We start from the raw sequence: 15,925 nt of genomic DNA, 5'->3' as shown, positions 1-15,925 counted from the left end.
ATGACCGCGACAGCCGGCACCACCACCGCGCGCACCACGCCCGCCGTCCTGCGCCGCGGCGCCTGGCTGGCGTCCGCCCTGTTCTGGACGGCCTTCGCCGTCGTGGAGTCCGTGAACCACGGCTGGCCGGCCGTGGCCCTCGCCCTGGCCTTCCTCGTCCTGCCGGACCTGACCTTCCTGGTCGCGGCGGCCGACGCGCCCCGCATGGCCAAGGGGCAGCCGGCGCCGCGTGCGGTGCCCTGCTACAACGCGATGCACCGCGCCCTGGTCCCGTTCGCACTCGCCGTCGCCTACACCGTGCTCCCCGTGGACTGGCCGCCCGCCTTCGCGGCCCTGTGCGGCTGGCTCGCCCACATCTCCTACGATCGCGCCTTCGGTTACGGACTGCGCACCAAGGAGGGCTTCCAGCGTGGCTGACCGGCTCACCCCGCGAGCACGGGAGATCGTGACGGCGGCCCGGGACCTCCTTGAGGAGTCCGGGGCCGCGCGCCTCACCATGCGCACCCTCGCCGACCGCCTCGGCATCAAGGCCCCTTCCCTCTACAAGCACTTCCCCGACAAGCAGGCCGTGGAGGTCGAGCTGGTCGCACAGCTGCTGACCGAGACCGCCGAGACCCTGGAGGCCGCCGAGGCCCGCGCCCCCGGCTCGCTCGAAGCGCTCGCCGGCGCCTACCGGGACCACGCCCTCGCCCACCCCCACCTGTACCGCCTGGCCACCGAACGCCCCCTGCCCCGCGCCGAACTCCCGGCCGGCCTGGAGGACCGGGCCGCCCTGCCGCTGCTGCGCGCCTGCGCCGGCGACATGGACCTGGCCCGCGCCGTCTGGGCCTTCGCCCACGGCATGGTCGTCCTGGAGATCCACGGCCGCTTCCCGGCCGACGCGGAGCTGGACGCGGCATGGAAACGCGGCCTCACGGCGTTGCAGCGGTAGCGGGCGGCACGGCGAAGGGGGAGGCCATGGGGGAAGTCCGGGGGAACGGCCCATGGGGGGAGCGCGAGGGGACGGATCCCATGGGGGAGCAGGCACGGTGGACGCGGGCCCGGCTGGGCCGCTGCGGACCCCCGCTCGACCTGCTCACCGCGCACTTCCGCCGGCACGTGTACGCCCCGCACGCCCATGACGAGTACACCGTCGGCGTCTGCGTCGGCGGCCTCGAGATCATCGACTACCGGGGCGGGCACATCAGCACCGGCCCGGGCACGATCGTCGTCCTGGAACCCGGCGAGATGCACACCGGCGGCCCCGGCAGCCCCACCGACGGCTACGCCTACCGCGCCCTGTACGCCGAGCCGGCCCTGCTCGCCGACTCCACCCTCGGCGGCCTCCCGCACTTCCGTGAACCCCTCGTCGACGATCCCGCGCTGGCCGCGGCCCTGCGCACCGCCCACACGGAACTCAGCGCATGCCCCGACCCGCTCCAGGCCGAGTCCGTCCTGCCCTGGCTGCTGGCCGCCCTGGCCCACCGCCACTCCACGGCGCGACCCGCCCCCGACCGCGTCCCCGGCGCCCACCTCATAGCCCGCACGGTCCGCGACCGCCTCGCCGACGAACTCACCGACCCGCCCTCCCTCGCCCTGCTCGCCACCGACCTCGGCCTGTCCCGCTACCAGCTCCTGCGCGCCTTCCGCACGACGATGGGCATACCGCCGTACGCCTGGCTCGCCCAGCACCGGGTCACCAAGGCACGCGCGCTGCTGGAGTCCGGACTGCGCCCCGCCGAAGTGGCCGCCCTCGTCGGCTTCGCCGACCAGGCGCACCTGACCCGCTGGTTCCGCCGGGTGCTCGGCGTGACCCCGGCCGCCTACCGCAACAGCGTTCAAGACAGCCCGTGACCGGGCGGCCGAGACTCGGCCGTATGAGTGCACGTGGCTGGTTCCTGTTCTCCCTGATGGGAGTGGTCTGGGGCGTCCCCTATCTGCTGATCAAGGTGGCGGTGGACGCGGTGTCCCCGCCCGTGGTGGTGTTCACGCGGTGCGCGGTCGGCGCGGCACTGCTGCTGCCGTTCGCCCTGCGCCGGGGCGGCTTCTCCACCGCCGTACGGGCCCACTGGCGCCCCCTGCTGGCCTTCGCGTGCCTGGAGATCATGGGGCCCTGGTACACCCTCACCGACGCCGAACGGCACCTGTCCAGCTCGACGGCGGGCCTGCTGATCGCCGGCGTGCCGATCGTCGGCGTGGTCCTTGCCCGGCTCCTGGGCGACACGGAACGCCTCGGCGTCCGCCGGGCCGCGGGCCTGACCCTGGGCCTCACCGGCGTGGCGGTCCTCACCGTCCCGCACCTGACCGGCGGAGACGCGCGCTCGCTGTCGGAGGTCCTGCTGACCGTCCTGGGCTACGCCGTCGCCCCGCTGATCGCGGCCCGCCGCCTCAAGGAGGTCCCGTCCCTCCACCTGACGGCCGCCTGCCTGACCCTGGCCGCCCTGGTCTACGCCCCCGCCGCCGCCCTCACCCGCCCGTCCGCCCTGCCCTCGCCCACCGTGCTGGCCGCGCTGGCCGCCCTGGGCGTGATCTGCACCGCGGTGGCCTTCGTGGCGTTCCTGGAGCTGATCAAGGAGACCGGGCCCACCCGGGCCACGGTGGTCACCTACGTCAACCCGGCGGTGGCGGTCGCCGCGGGCGCCCTGTTCCTCGCCGAGCCGCTGAGCCCCACCGTGCTGGCCGCCTTCGCGCTGATCCTGGCCGGCTCGGTCCTGGCGACCGCCGCTGGTTCGCGGCGCGGCGGCCGCCCGGTACCATGGTCGGCACGGCAGACGAGCCGGGCGGGCGGCCGCGTGGAGTCCCCCTAGGGGGCTTCCCGAGGAACGTCCGGGCTCCACAGGGCAGGGTGGTGGCTAACGGCCACCCGGGGTGACCCGCGGGACAGTGCCACAGAAAGCAGACCGCCGGGGATCCTGATCCTCGGTAAGGGTGAAACGGTGGTGTAAGAGACCACCAGTGCCCAGGGTGACCTGGGCAGCTAGGTAAACCCCACCCGGAGCAAGGTCAAGAGGGGCGCCGTCACAAGCGCCCTGCGCGGACGATCGAGGGCTGCCCGCCCGAGTCCGCGGGTAGACCGCACGAGGCCGACGGCAACGTCGGCCCTAGATGGATGGCCGTCGCCCCGGCGTCCGCGAGGACACCGGGGAACAGAACCCGGCGTACAGCCCGACTCGTCTGCCCCCCACAGCCTTTGACCAACGCAGGTCACAGGCCGTTTCGCACATGTGCGGTCCTGGCCGGACCCCCGGTCGGGCTCGATCGCATGAGGACTGGGCTCGCCGTTCTGCGTGAGGGTGGGTCGGGGGCATTACAGCCCCGAGTCCAGGTGACGGCCGGGTGCTACGCGCCTTTCCCTTGTGCCTCGGTCCACGGCCGCCCAAGCCCTCCGCGCGGGGCGCGTCCTCACAGCTCCGTCGGGCCCGTTCCGCTCGCCGCTTGTGGGACCAGGAGCGAGGAACCGCCGGCACGCGGCGGCGCCCCGCTTCCGGTTGGGAGCGAAGCGCCGTGGTGCCGGTCAGGCCGCGGCTTTCAGCCTGGCCACGTCGCGGGCCCGCGCGTCCAGCGCGCGCACGACCGGTAGCGAGGCGTACGGCCGGATGGATGTCCGCAGGGCGGCAAAGTGCTCGTCACCCCGTGCGCTGCTGATGCCGACGTAGTCGTCCAGGAACGTGTCCCACTCCTGGGATGCCTCTTCCACATGCCTCATCTCCATGAGCCGGGTGGCAAGGAGACCGGTGGCGTGTACGCGGCCCTGCCGCTCACCGGAAGGACGCGCCTTGTTGGACCGGCGCAGGGCTTTGACCGATCCGGGCCTGTCTCCGAGTTCCCAGAGGACGTGTGCGACGTGGAATTCGTAGGCGGCGCGATCGTATCCGCCGATGTGGTCGTTGCGGCCGTCTGCCTGCGAGAGCGCCTCTTCGGTTTCCCGGAGACGGTCGAACGCCTGTCGCCGGTCGCCGACCATGGCCGCTCCGTGCGCCTGCTGGCCGCGCAGGAACGCCACCAGGCGCGGCCCTGAGGCCGGAGCGGCTTCCGCGGCCGAGTCGGCGAGTTCGAGGGCCTTCGAGCCGTAACCCAGGTTCGAGGCCTGCAACGCCATACCGCGCAGGGTGCGGCAGTACGTCACGTGATCCTCGGCCGCACCGGCGAGCTTCAGCGCCTTCACGTAGTACCGCTGGCCGACGCGATGTTCGCGCTCGTACATGGCCATCCACCCCGTGAGGTACGTCAGATCCGAGGAGGCTGCCCGCATCGCGCGCTTCACCTCGTCCGTCCCGTCGGCGCGCAGATAGGGCCCCACGGTATTGACGAGGAACGCCGCTGCCATGGGCCGGGCGTGGCCACCACCGAGGTCGTCAAGGATGTCCGCGATCCGCTCCGTCATCCGTTCCACGGTCTTCACGTCGGACCGGCCGATGCGGACGGTGCGACCGGCCGAGACGTGATCTGTCCGGCCTGCGACGTCCTCGTAGCGGGGGATGGCCAGTGCCGCCGAGTACAGGCCCGCGCCGAGCACAGCGCGCCGGGATGGGTCCATGTCCGCCCTTCCAAGGTCGACAATCCCCGACACCATGTCCGGGGACTCGGCGGTGTCGCTGCCCCAGCCGAGTTCCGCTGCCGTTACGGGCCGCGCGAGCAGGCGCGAGAGCGCTTCGGTGACGGCAGGTCGCGCTTCTCTCTTCGGCCGGTGGCCTGTCAGCCACTGCGAGACGGCCGTTTTGGTGTAGGTCAGGCTCAGGCCGAGTTCGGCGCCGGCGGCGTTGACTCGGCGTGCCAGCTGGTCGTTCTGGATGTTCCCCTCTCGCATCAGCGCGGCCAGGGCGTCGTTCGGCATGAGTGGCTGTCGTCCCATTGTGACCCCCGAGCGTGTGCAACCTGTGCAACTCACCGTCCACTGTGCTCGCTTACCCATGGTCGCGCACAGGTGTTGAATGATTACCGGCCGTTCGATGGTCACTCCCGCAGGGCCGGTTGACGGCTTGCCGGACCATCCCACCTCCGAGAGGGACCGGCGGGCACAGATACGACGAAGAGGCGACTATGACCACGACGGCTCCCTCCGGACCGCCCGCACTGCACCCCCTGACGGGGCCGGTACCTGGGTACGCGCAGACGCTTCCCCTCTGCCCGTCGTCGGTGGCGGTGGCGCGGATGAGCGTTCGCACCACCATGGCGTGCTGGGACCTGGAGGGGATGACGGATGACGTCGTGTTGGTCGTCTCGGAGCTGGTGACGAATGCGGTGCAGCACGCTCGCCCGGCGGGCGCGCTGCCGGAGGAGCCGGGCTGGTGTCGTCTGACGCTGGAGCATCCCGAGCCAGGAACGGTGTGGGTGTCGGTCGCGGACCTGTCGAGGCGTCGGGTCGTACGCCGGGAACCCGGTGACGACGCCGAGTCCGGCCGTGGGCTGGCGGTGGTGGATGGACTGGCGACCCGTTGGCTGGCGCAGTCGTCCCGCACCGGCAAAACGGTCTGGGCCGAGCTGCGGGCCGACGCGTGAACGGGCGGCACCACCGCGGACCGTCGACCGCAGGACGGCTGGGATCGCATCACCGGGCGAGGTCGCGGCGAGTCTGGCGCGCCGCCCCACCGTGGCGGGCGGCCCGAAAGCCTCCGGCCGGGGGCATGCTCGTTCACGCCTCGCCCCGGCCGGGCTGCTCTCGCCGTCTGCCCCCCGGGCGGCGGGGCCACTGATGGATCATCTGAGAGACGAGGAGACTCATGCAGCCCCTGGCGTCACTGGATCAGATCAAGCCCTGGGGACTCGGACGCATGCGGCCCTGACCCGCAGCGGTTGTCCTTCCCCCCGCCCGGCCTGTCCTCGACTCGGGCACGCAGGTTCCCGCCTGGGTCGACCCCGACAGGACGCCCCTGCCGGTGGAGGCCAGGCACAAGCGGTCGGAGACATCGCAGGAGACGAGCACGCAGACCAGCCTGGACGGTACTCCGGACTCAACTCGCCGCACCGTCCGCCGAACTCATGACCACCGGCACGGGCGTGATCCTCGTGGATGTCGCCACCGGATCGCAGGCGTGGACCGAACCGGCCGGGGGCGGTTGGACCGTGCACCGGCACGGCCGCCTTCACCTCTGGGACCAGGTGGAAGCCGCTCTCACCGGCTGGCAGGACGCGGGCTCACCCCCGCACTGCGACCTCGGCCTGACCGTGGACCCGGTCGGCACCCAGCGCGTGTGGCTCGGAACACCCGTCGGCCGCTCCTGGAGCCTGCCGGTCTGACGTACCGAAGTTAGGCTCACCGCGCCACGAGGTGACGCGGAGGGGAATGGCGATGACCGGGGAAGTGCAGCGATGGCTGGAAGAGAGTGCCCTGTTGCTGGACGGCCTGCGCCCCGAGGCATCGGGACCGGGCCACGGGGATCTGGAGCCACTGCGCGGGATTCTGCGTGACGTGCGTGTTCTGGGCATGGGGGAGGCGACGCACGGGACCGCCGAGTTCTTCCGTCTCAAACACCTGTTACTGCGCTTCCTCGTCGAGGAGATGGGGTTCACCGCCCTGGCCATGGAGGCAAGTGTCTCGGCCGCACAGGCGGTCGACGACTACGTGCTGCACGGAACCGGTGATGCCGCCGACGTGGTGACCGGTCTCGGTTTCTGGACGTGGCGGACCCGGGAGATGCTCGATGTCGTCGAGTGGATGCGTGCCCACAACCGGACCGTTCCGCAGGACCGGGCCGTACGCTTCGTGGGCATCGACCCCCAGCGATGTGGCCCCTCCCTCGTCGCGCTCGCTGCCGTCCTGCGCACGTCGGCGCCGGAACGGGCGGACATCACCGGCGGCCCGCTCGGCGCCCTGGCGGAGGCGGGCGCGGGAACTCTCCTGGCCCGGCGCCCCCGGCTCCTCGCCGAGGCACGGGAACTGGAGCGATTCCTCCGGGAAGAGCGTCCCCGGCTCGCCTCGCACCTCGGGGCCGCGGCCGCCGATCGCGCGCTCGGGCATGCGCGCCTGATCGTGGCCGCGGCCGACGTGGCCTCCCGGCCGCCGCGCGGGGACGGCGGGGAGACGGGTGCGTTGGCCGCCCGGGACCGCCACATGGCCGAGGAAGTGATCTCCCTGGAGGAGGGCTCCGCCGGAAAGGTGGCCGTCTGGGCCCACAACGGCCATGTCTGCACCGGCCGTTACGCGCGAGACATACCCGCCATGGGGCAGCACCTCAGGGACCACTACGGGGAGCGGTACTACGCCTTGGGCCTGCTGTTCGGCGAGGGTGCCTTCCGGGCCCGCCCGGGAAACTCCGCGACCCGGCCGCCCAGGAGGCACACCATCGGCGCGGCGGGGCCGCGCTCCGTCGAGGGCCGGCTGGCCTCGGCCACACCCCGGGACCACCTGATCGACCTCCGCGGCGGCCGGACCCGCCCCGCCGTCGCCCGCTGGCTGGAGAGCCCGCAGTTCATGCGGTCCTTCGGTGCCGGCGTGCCCCGTGTGACGTACCGCTTCTCCATGGCTCCCACGGTGCTCATGCGCGAGTACGACGGACTGGCGTACGTGGCCCGCTCGACGCCTTCGGTGCCATTGGACTGAGAGCCGGCGCAGCCGGCCGGACCGTCGACCCCTTCAGGGACCCCGCCCGACAGCAGGCGCGCCGGGTGACGGGCGTCGTCGTGCCGGGTGCCGGGTGCCGGGTGCCGGGTGACGGGCCCGGTGAGACCGCCTCGCCTGCGGTGCGCCGCCGGTGCCGGGGCGCGGGCCGGTGAGACCGCCTGCCGCCCCCACCGTCTCCGGGGTGGCTTGCTTCCTGCCGGTCGCCTCCGGAAACGTAGGCTGATCGGTATGAAAATCCTTGGCCTGTGCGGAAGTTTGCGTTCCGGGTCGTTGAACGCGGCCGTGCTGCGCTCGGCGGCGGAGCTGACCGTGCCCCCGCGTGAACTCGTCGTCGACCCGGGTCTGGGCCGTCTGCCCTTCTTCGACGCCGAAGTCGAGGAGACCGCGCTGCCCGAGGTCGTGGCGGAGCTGCGGGCCGCGGTCGGCGCGGCGGACTGTGTGCTGATCGTCAGCCCGGAGTACGCCCACGGCACCTCGGGCGTGCTGAAGAACGCCCTGGAGTGGATGATCGGCGGAGGCGAGATCTGCGACAAGCCGGTGGCCCTCGCGAGCGCGTCCCCCGCGGTGACCGGTGGCGATCGGGCCCGGGCCTGGCTGGCCGAGACGCTCGCCATGATGGGGGCCCGGGTGATCCCGCAGGAGCTGCGCATCCCGCAGGCCACCCGGAAGATCGCGGACGGCCGGATCACCGACGAGCCGACCCGGGCGGCCCTGGCCGGCCTCCTGGACGACCTCGCCGTCGCCGTCGCCGAGGCGCGTGAGGCCGACGGAACCCTCACGTCCTGACCGACGGCCGACAGCCGGCAGTCGACGGCCGACGGTTGACGGCCGACAGCCGACGGCCGACAGCCGACAGCCGACAGTCGACGGCCGACGGTTGACGGCCGGCAGCCGGCAGCCGGCAGTCGACGGCCGACGGTTGGCAGGCGGCAGTCGGCGGCTGGGCCGACAGTGGACGGCCCAGCCTTTCCCCTCACCGCCTCACTCCTCGAACAGGGCCTCCTGCTCGCCCTCCGCGCTCAGCCGGAGCCGTCGGTTGCGCGCCCCCACCACCACCGCCGTCGCCGCCGCCGTCACGCTCAGGGCGACCGGGACCATCCAGCCGCGGTCGAAGACGTGCCCGAGGGCGTGGTCGAGGGAGAGCCGGCCCGGGCCGGTGACGGCGAGGCCGGCCGCCGCCAGGCCCAGGATCGCCGCGTGTTCGTAGCCGCCCTCCTGGGCGAAGAAGCCGTTGGGTGCGTGCACCGCCGACGCTCCCGCCATCGCGCCGGCCGCCGCCGCGCCCGCGGCAGGGGTCGCGAGGCCCAGCGCCAGCAGCGTGCCGCCGCCCGCCTCCGCCAGGCCCGCCGCCGTCGCGCTCGCCTTGCCGGGCGCATAGCCGACGGACTCCATGAACTGGCCGGTGCCCTCCAGACCGTGCCCGCCGAACCAGCCGAACAGCTTCTGCGTGCCGTGGGCCGCCAGCATTCCGCCGGTGCTCAGCCGGAGCAGCAGCAGGCCCAGATCACGTCGGTCGTAACAGCTCACGGTGACTCCCCGGCAGACAGGCGGACAGGTCCCCCTCCCGTGGCTCCACCCTCGCACCGACGCCACCGTCCGGCTCGTCCTGACCGCCGTTCGGGTGGCGGGCCGGCTGACTGCCGTTCGGGTGGCGGGCCGGCGGGAGCGGTGTGAGCCTGACGCCATGACGATTCAGCCAGCCAAGCTCAGCGATCCGGCCGTCCGGGCCTTCGTCCACGCCGTCAACGCCCACGACCGCGAGGGCTTCATGTCCCTGCTCTCGCCCGGCGCGACCATGGCCGACGACGGATCCGACCGGGACCTCGCCGAGTGGATCGACCAGGAGATCTTCTCGTCCCGCGGGCACATGGACGTGGACAACGAGTCGAACGGCGGCCGTACCCTGCTGGCCCGCTACAGCAACGACACCTGGGGCGAGATGCGCACCAGGTGGACCTTCACCGTCGAGGAGGACGGGCGGATCTCGCGGTTCGAGACGGGCCAGGCGTAACCGGGCGAGGCCGAGGGGCTGCGGTGCCGAACGCGCCCCGGTGACCGTCACGCCGCTGCCGAGCCGTCCAGGGAGGAACCTCCGAGCCGCCGGGGAGAACCTCGAGCCGCCGAGCACCCTCCGAGCCGCCGGGGGGAACCTTCGAGCCGCCGGGAGCACCCTCCGAGCCGCCGGGCGGAACCTTCGAGCCGCCGGGAGGAGGAACCTTCGAGCCGTTCCGGGCACGGGATGTGCAGGAGCCGGGGACCGGGGTGACTCATCGGATTGTCATCACGCGCCACATTCCCCGCCGTTCGGCCCTCCGGTCGCGAAGTCGCTGCTCGACGCGGTGTACGGTCCCCGGGTGCGTGAAAGTTCCCGGCTCAGCCGGCGTGCCGCCCTCGGACTGACGGCCGCCGCGCTCCCCCTGTCCACGGCCACCGAGGCCGCCGCGACGACTGTCATCGGAGGCGAGCGTCTGGCCCGCAGCGGTGTCCAGGTGCGTGGTGCCTCCGGACTGCCCAAGAAGCTGACCGCCCGCTCATGGGTGGTCGCCGACTGCACGAGCGGGGAGGTACTCGCCTCCTTCAACGCGCACCGGCGGCTCGCGCCCGCGTCCACACTGAAGATGCTGTTCGCGGACACGGTGCTGAAGAAGTTGGACCGCAACCAGCGCTACCGGGTCACCGACGCCGATCTCGCCGACGTCCCGGCCGGCTCCAGCCTGGTCGGCATCAAGCCCGGAATCACCTACACCGTCGAGCAGTTGTGGCAGGGCGTGTTCCTGCGCTCCGGAAACGACGCCGTGCACGTGCTGTCCCACATGAACGGCGGCATCGCCCGGACGGTCGCCGAGATGCAGGCCAGGGCCGAGGAACTGCGGGCCCTGGACACCCGTGTGGTCAGCCCCGACGGCTTCGACCACAAGGGGCAGATCTCCTCGGCGTACGACCTCACGCTCTTCGCCCGTCACGGCCTGCGGGACGCCGACTTCCGCGGCTACTGCGGCACGAGGACCGCCGACTTCCCGGCGGGCGGCAAGAAGACCTTCCAGATCCAGAACACCGACCGGCTGCTGACCGGGTCATGGGGCCTGAAGACATACGACGGCCTCTTCGGTGTGAAGAACGGCTACACCAGCCATGCCGGGAACACCTTCACCGGCGCGGCCAGCCGCGGCGGGCGCACGCTTCTGGTCACCGTGATGCACCCCGACGCCGGCGGCAACGCCGTCTACGAGCACACCGCCGCGCTGCTCGACTGGGGCTTCACCCACGGACGTTCGGCCCAGGCCGTGGGCACGCTGGTGGAACCGCTCGGCGAGGGCGGGACGAGCGCGCACGCGGCGCCGGAGGGCAGGGCCGCGCGGGCGGCGGCCGGCGCGCCCGGCTCGACGGCGAAGGGCGGCTCGGCGTGGCACCTGGCGGAGGGTGCCGCCGGGGCGGTCGCCCTGCTGGGCGCCGGGGTCTGGGCGCTGCGCCGACGCGGCAAGCGGGCGGCGGCCGGTGGCGAGGCCCCCGGCGGGGACGCCGACCAGGGCGGAGCGACCGTGGCCGAGGGCCCGGGCTGAGGGCCAGGGGTGCGCGGCTGAAGCCGGGTGGACGGGACCCAGGGGTGGGACTGGGCGGCCGAGGCCGAACGGACTGGGCCTGAGGAGCAGGGCCGAGCGGCCGGGTGGTGTGTGCGGCGGCCGTTCCACCCACCGGCGTGCGGCCCGCGGTCGTCGCCGCCTGGTCCGCCCCCGAGTCCGGTCGGGTGGAACGGCCGCCGCCTCCCCCCTCGGAGTGGCTGCGGAACTTCCATGCTCCAACTGTGAAGTTCTGGTGGAGGAAAGTTGAGCATATGTCCGCGACCGACCGCAATGCCGCGGACGTTCGAATTCCGGTCGGGCGTGCGGGAGGAGGCCGCTCAGCCCCGCCCGATGTAGGGCATCGCCGTCGCCAGCACCGTCGCGAACTGCACGTTCGCCTCCAGCGGCAGCTCGGCCATGTGCCGTACCGTGCGCGCCACATCGGCCACGTCCATCACCGGTTCCGGGGTTACTTCCCCGTTCGCCTGGAGTGCGCCGGTCTGCATCCGGCTCGTCATGTCGGTCGCCGCGTTGCCGATGTCGAGCTGGCCCACGGCGATGCGGTACTGCCGCCCGTCCAGGGACAGCGACTTGGTCAGACCGGTCAGCGCGTGCTTGGTCGCGGTGTAGGCGACCGAGTGCGGGCGGGGCGTGTGGGCCGAGATGGAGCCGTTGTTGATGATCCGGCCGCCCTGCGGGTCCTGCTCCTTCATTCGCCGGTAGGCCGCCTGGGCGCACAGGAACGCCCCGTTGAGGTTGGTGTCCACCACGTGCCGCCAGGCGTCGTAGGGCAGGTCCTCCACGGGCACCCCGCCCGGACCGAACGTCCCCGCGTTGTTGAACAGCAGGTCCACCCGGCCGAACCGTGCCACGGTCGCCGCGAACAGCGCCTCCACGTCCTCGGGCCGGGACACGTCGGTGCGCACGGCGAGCGAGTCGGCTCCCGTCACCAGGGTCGCCGTCTCCTCCAGCGTCTCGGCCCGCCGGCCCGCCAGCGCCACCGACCAGCCGTGGCGCAGCAGCTCCACGGCGACGGCCCGTCCGATGCCGGAGCCGGCCCCCGTCACCACCGCGATCTTCGATTGCCTGTCAGTCATGGCTCCGCAGCCTAGGCGCGAAGTCCGTCATGCGGAATTGGATGTCCGCCATACGGTTACCCTGCTCCGCCGTCGCCGTCGCCGTCGCCGCCCCGCCCTCGCTCGTGTGTGCCTCGGCAGTGTGTGCGAGCTGAGAGCATAGGTGCCTGCTCAGAACGAGAGGGAGGGACGCATGACCGAGCACACGGCGGCGCCGACACCGGAGACGGAACACCCGTCCACCGCCCGGCACCCGGCCGCCACCCGCCGCACCGGCCTGCTCGTCACCCTCGTCCTCGGCGGCCTCACCGCCACGCCCCCGCTCGCCATGGACATGTACCTCCCGTCCCTCCCGGAGGTCACCCGCTCCCTGCACGCCCCCGCCGCCACCGTCCAGCTCACCCTCACCGCCTGCCTGGCCGGCATGGCGCTCGGGCAGCTGATCGTGGGCCCGATGAGCGACCGCTGGGGACGCCGCCGCCCGCTCCTGGCCGGCCTCGCCGTCTACCTCCTCGCCACCGCCCTGTGCGCCTTCGCGCCGAACGTCGAGACCCTGGTCGCCTTCCGGCTGCTCCAGGGCCTCGCCGGAGCGGCCGGGATCGTCATCGCCCGGGCCGTCGTACGCGACCTGTACGACGGCGTGGCCATGGCCCGGTTCTTCTCCACCCTCATGCTGGTCTCCGGGGTCGCCCCGATCGTGGCCCCGCTGATCGGCGGACAGATCCTGCGGGTGACGGACTGGCGGGGCGTGTTCGTGGTCCTCACGGCCGTCGGAGCGCTGCTCGCCGCCGTCGTGTGGCGGCGGCTGCCCGAGACGCTGCCGCCGGCCGACCGGCACGGCGGCGGCATCGGCCAGGCGACGAGCGCGATGCGCGGCCTCCTCGCCGACCTGCCCTTCACCGGCTACATGCTGGCCGGCGGCTTCGCCTTCGCCGCGCTGTTCGCCTACATATCCGCCTCGCCGTTCGTGATCCAGGAGATCTACGGAGCCTCCCCGCAGACCTTCAGCCTGCTCTTCGGCGTCAACTCGGTCGGCCTGATGATCGCGGGACAGATCAACGGCAAGGTGCTGGTCGGCCGGGTCAGCCTGGACAAGGTCCTCGCGGTCGGCCTGGCGGTGATCGTCCTCGCGGCGACCGCCCTGCTGCTGCTGTCCACGGGCGTCCTCGGCGACACCGGCCTCCTCCCGATCGCCGTCGCCCTGTTCGTCCTGATGTCAGCCATGGGCATCACCCTGCCCAACGCCCAGTCGCTCGCCCTGCTGCGCACCCGGCACGCCGCCGGCTCCGCCTCCGCGCTGCTCGGCACCTCCTCCTTCCTCGTCGGCGCGGTCGCCTCGCCGCTCGTCGGGGTCGCCGGAGAGCACACCGCCGTGCCCATGGCCGTGGTCCAGCTGGCCGGAGCACTGGTCGCGGCGGCCTGCTTCGTGGGAATGTGCCGTCCCTGGACGACACGGGAGACCACCCGTGCGGGGTCGGAGGGAGACGAGAGCTGAGCGCACCGAGACTGCGCGTCGGCACACCGGAGCGGGCCGGACTCGACCCTGTCGAGCTCGGACACCTGGTCGCCGAGGTGCACGCCCTCACCGCCGGTGCACGCCCCTGGGCGGCCGGCGCCGTCGTGCTGGCCGGCCGCGGGCCCGTGATCGCCGTGTCCGAGGCCTCGGGCTGGGCCGTGCGCTACGCCTCCTGCGACCCCGAGACCGGCACCGGCGTCGAACTGCCGCCCGCCGTCCGGGTCCCGGCCACCGTCTCCACCCCCTTCGACCTGGCCTCCCTCACCAAACTGTTCACGTCCGTGGCCGCCGTGCAGCAGATCGAGCGCGGCACCCTCGGCATCGACGCCCGCGTCGGCGACTACCTGCCCGACTTCTACGCCGCCGCGGCGTACGGCGTCACGGTCCGCCAGCTGCTCACCCACACCTCCGGGCTGCGCCCCGAACTCCCCCTGTACGACTGCGCGGACGACGCCGCCCGGCTGGACCTGCTGCGCACCGAGGCGCCGGTGACCGAGCCGGGCCGGTACGTGTACTCGGACCTGAACATGCTCCTGCTCCAGTTCGTGCTGGAGCGCATCACCGGCCGCGGCCTCGACGTCCTCGTCCAGGACGGCATCACCCGGCCGCTCGGCATGACCGCCACCGCCTTCGGACCCTGCCCCGGCGCCGCGGCCACCGAGGACCAGCGGCGGCCGTGGGCCAAGGCCGACCGGGGCATGCTGCGGGGCGTGGTCCACGACGAGAACGCCTGGGCCCTCGGCGGGGTCGCCGGCCACGCGGGCCTTTTCTCCACCGCGCCCGACCTCGCCGTCTTCTGCCGCGCCCTGCTCAGCGGGGGCTCCTACGGCCCCGCGCGCATCCTCGGCCCCGACTTCGTGGAACTGCTGTTCACCCCGCCCGGCCTGGGCTTCCTGCTGGACCAGCCGTGGTTCATGGGCGAGCTGGCGGGCCACGGCGCGGCGGGCCACACCGGCTTCACCGGCACGTCCCTGGTCCTGGACCCGGCGACGGACACCTTCCTGATCCTGCTGGCCAACACGGTCCACCCACGACGCCGTACCCCGGACAGCGGGCCGCGGGCGGCGCTGGCGACGCGACTGGCGGGCGCGGTGATCTGAGCCCGCCCCAGGGGGGGCCTCGGCGACGGCGCCCGCCGGACCGTGGTCCCCCCGGCCGTGCCGCCGGGGGCGGGCGGACCGGGGGCCCGGGGCGGAGCACCCGGCAGGCCGGCACCGGCGCGGGGCGCCATAGAATTACCGGGTGAACGACCCCCTCCGCACCGCACTGGCCGAGCTGCTCGACGGTCTGCCGCCCACGGAGGTGGCCGCCGCCGTGGACCGGCTGATCGCCAACTACCGCGGAGCCACCCCCACCCACGCGCCGATCCTCCGCGACCGCGCCGACGTCGCCGCCTACGCGGCCTACCGCATGCCCGCCACCTTCGAGGCGGTCCGCTCGGCGCTGGAGGCGTTCGCCGAGACCGTCCCCGGCTGGACACCCGGCAGCCATGTCGACGTCGGCGGCGGCACCGGCGCCGCCACCTGGGCCGTGACGACCACCTGGCCGGGCGAGCGCAGCGTCACCGTGCTGGACTGGGCCGAGCCCGCCCTCGCCCTCGGCCGACAGATCGCCGCCGCCAACCCGTCCCTGGAAAAGGCCCGCTGGCAGCGCGCCCGGATCGGCGCGGACCTCACCCTGGACGCCACCGACCTGGTCACGGTGTCCTACGTCCTCAACGAGCTCTCCGCGGCCGACCGGACCGCCCTCGTCGACGCCGCCGCCGGCGCCGCGCGGACCGTCGTGATCGTCGAGGCCGGCACCCCGGCCGGCTACGACCGCGTCATCGAGGCCCGCGACCGGCTCGTCCGGGCCGGCTTCCGGATCGCCGCACCCTGCCCGCACAGCGCCGCCTGCCCCATCGTGCCCGGCACGGACTGGTGCCACTTCTCCGCCCGGGTCGGCCGCTCCTCCCTGCACCGCCAGGTCAAGGGCGGCTCGCTGGCCTACGAGGACGAGAAGTTCTCCTACGTCGCCGCCACCCTGCTGCCCGCCGAACCGGCCCCCGCCCGGGTGGTGCGGCGCCCGCAGATCCGCAAGGGCCAGGTGCTGCTCGACCTGTGCGAGGCCGAGGAGCAGCTGCGCCGGACGACGGTCACCAAGCGCCACGGCGACCTGTACAAGGCGGCCCGGGACGCCGACTGGGGAGACACCTGGCCGCCGTACGGTTCCGTGTCGTAGCCGGCTTCGCCGC

At 73.2% G+C, this 15,925-nt stretch carries 15 protein-coding genes, 1 other RNA gene and 2 pseudogenes; 15 read left to right on the top strand and 3 right to left on the bottom strand.

Annotated features, from left to right (window positions below):
- The 5 genes and pseudogenes from JK361_RS08570 to rnpB all read left to right on the top strand — a co-directional run bounded on the left by JK361_RS08570 (position 1) and on the right by rnpB (position 3,156).
- Positions 1-417: a DUF4260 family protein gene (locus tag JK361_RS08570; protein WP_201815112.1), complete on the top strand. Its 417-nt coding sequence runs from the start codon at positions 1-3 to the stop codon at positions 415-417.
- Complete coding sequence (locus JK361_RS08565) at positions 410-931, top strand: TetR/AcrR family transcriptional regulator (RefSeq protein ID WP_201815111.1); 522 nt, start codon at positions 410-412, stop codon at positions 929-931. The genes JK361_RS08570 and JK361_RS08565 overlap by 8 nt, the downstream gene beginning before the upstream one ends.
- 80 nt (positions 932-1,011) lie before the next feature.
- Positions 1,012-1,833: an AraC family transcriptional regulator gene (locus tag JK361_RS08560; protein WP_201815110.1), complete on the top strand. Its 822-nt coding sequence runs from the start codon at positions 1,012-1,014 to the stop codon at positions 1,831-1,833.
- A 23-nt stretch (positions 1,834-1,856) separates the two neighbouring features.
- Positions 1,857-2,636, top strand: a pseudogene (locus JK361_RS42600) (DMT family transporter); the annotation flags it as partial.
- A 115-nt stretch (positions 2,637-2,751) separates the two neighbouring features.
- Positions 2,752-3,156: RNase P RNA component class A (gene rnpB / locus JK361_RS08550), an RNA gene on the top strand.
- A 337-nt stretch (positions 3,157-3,493) separates the two neighbouring features.
- Here the strand turns inward: rnpB and JK361_RS08545 are convergent.
- Positions 3,494-4,831, bottom strand: a complete 1,338-nt coding sequence (locus JK361_RS08545; protein ID WP_201815971.1) for an NsdA family TPR-like regulatory protein — start codon at positions 4,829-4,831, stop codon at positions 3,494-3,496.
- Between the two features lie 188 nt (positions 4,832-5,019).
- On the opposite strand from JK361_RS08545, the gene JK361_RS08540 reads away from it, so the two are divergent.
- The 5 genes and pseudogenes from JK361_RS08540 (at position 5,020) to JK361_RS08525 (ending at position 8,326) form a co-directional block, all read left to right on the top strand.
- Positions 5,020-5,478 carry an ATP-binding protein gene (locus JK361_RS08540; RefSeq protein WP_201815109.1) on the top strand — a complete coding sequence of 153 codons (459 nt, stop codon included), beginning with the start codon at positions 5,020-5,022 and terminating at the stop codon, positions 5,476-5,478.
- 344 nt (positions 5,479-5,822) lie between these two features.
- Positions 5,823-5,873, top strand: a pseudogene (locus tag JK361_RS42350) (hypothetical protein); the annotation flags it as partial.
- Positions 5,874-5,958: 85 nt separating this feature from the next.
- Positions 5,959-6,216 (top strand): hypothetical protein, encoded by a 258-nt coding sequence (locus JK361_RS41115; RefSeq protein ID WP_372448695.1) that lies wholly within the window; start codon positions 5,959-5,961, stop codon positions 6,214-6,216.
- A gap of 52 nt (positions 6,217-6,268) precedes the next feature.
- Positions 6,269-7,519 carry an erythromycin esterase family protein gene (locus JK361_RS08530; RefSeq protein ID WP_201815108.1) on the top strand — a complete coding sequence of 417 codons (1,251 nt, stop codon included), beginning with the start codon at positions 6,269-6,271 and terminating at the stop codon, positions 7,517-7,519.
- A 249-nt stretch (positions 7,520-7,768) separates the two neighbouring features.
- Complete coding sequence (locus JK361_RS08525) at positions 7,769-8,326, top strand: NADPH-dependent FMN reductase (protein ID WP_201815107.1); 558 nt, start codon at positions 7,769-7,771, stop codon at positions 8,324-8,326.
- A gap of 195 nt (positions 8,327-8,521) precedes the next feature.
- On the opposite strand, the gene JK361_RS08520 is transcribed toward JK361_RS08525, so the two are convergent.
- Positions 8,522-9,067, bottom strand: a complete 546-nt coding sequence (locus tag JK361_RS08520) for a DoxX family membrane protein (protein ID WP_201815106.1) — start codon at positions 9,065-9,067, stop codon at positions 8,522-8,524.
- Between the two features lie 157 nt (positions 9,068-9,224).
- Between JK361_RS08520 and JK361_RS08515 the strand changes: the two genes are divergently transcribed.
- Together JK361_RS08515 and JK361_RS08510 are read left to right on the top strand one after the other, a co-directional pair.
- Positions 9,225-9,551, top strand: coding sequence for a nuclear transport factor 2 family protein (locus JK361_RS08515; RefSeq protein ID WP_201815105.1), 327 nt, complete (start codon positions 9,225-9,227; stop codon positions 9,549-9,551).
- Between the two features lie 343 nt (positions 9,552-9,894).
- On the top strand, positions 9,895-11,100 hold the full coding sequence (locus JK361_RS08510) for a D-alanyl-D-alanine carboxypeptidase family protein (protein WP_307787220.1): 1,206 nt from the start codon (positions 9,895-9,897) through the stop codon (positions 11,098-11,100).
- A 338-nt stretch (positions 11,101-11,438) separates the two neighbouring features.
- Here the strand turns inward: JK361_RS08510 and JK361_RS08505 are convergent, their stop codons facing one another.
- Positions 11,439-12,197 (bottom strand): SDR family oxidoreductase, encoded by a 759-nt coding sequence (locus JK361_RS08505; protein ID WP_201815103.1) that lies wholly within the window; start codon positions 12,195-12,197, stop codon positions 11,439-11,441.
- Positions 12,198-12,369: 172 nt separating this feature from the next.
- Here JK361_RS08505 and JK361_RS08500 point away from each other — a divergent pair, with 172 nt between their 5' ends.
- From JK361_RS08500 to JK361_RS08490, 3 genes are all read left to right on the top strand, one after another.
- Positions 12,370-13,671, top strand: a complete 1,302-nt coding sequence (locus JK361_RS08500; protein ID WP_201815102.1) for a multidrug effflux MFS transporter — start codon at positions 12,370-12,372, stop codon at positions 13,669-13,671.
- Complete coding sequence (locus tag JK361_RS08495) at positions 13,611-14,792, top strand: serine hydrolase domain-containing protein (protein WP_201815101.1); 1,182 nt, start codon at positions 13,611-13,613, stop codon at positions 14,790-14,792. The genes JK361_RS08500 and JK361_RS08495 overlap by 61 nt, the downstream gene beginning before the upstream one ends.
- Positions 14,793-14,934: 142 nt before the next feature.
- Positions 14,935-15,912 carry a small ribosomal subunit Rsm22 family protein gene (locus JK361_RS08490; RefSeq protein ID WP_201815100.1) on the top strand — a complete coding sequence of 326 codons (978 nt, stop codon included), beginning with the start codon at positions 14,935-14,937 and terminating at the stop codon, positions 15,910-15,912.
- Positions 15,913-15,925: the final 13 nt, after the last annotated feature.

Source organism: Streptomyces musisoli, from assembly GCF_016741855.1.
In the GTDB taxonomy this organism is placed as follows: Bacteria; Actinomycetota; Actinomycetes; order Streptomycetales; family Streptomycetaceae; genus Streptomyces; species Streptomyces musisoli.
Note: the sequence above shows the minus strand (reverse complement) of the source record. Positions and strands in the feature narration are given on the sequence as shown.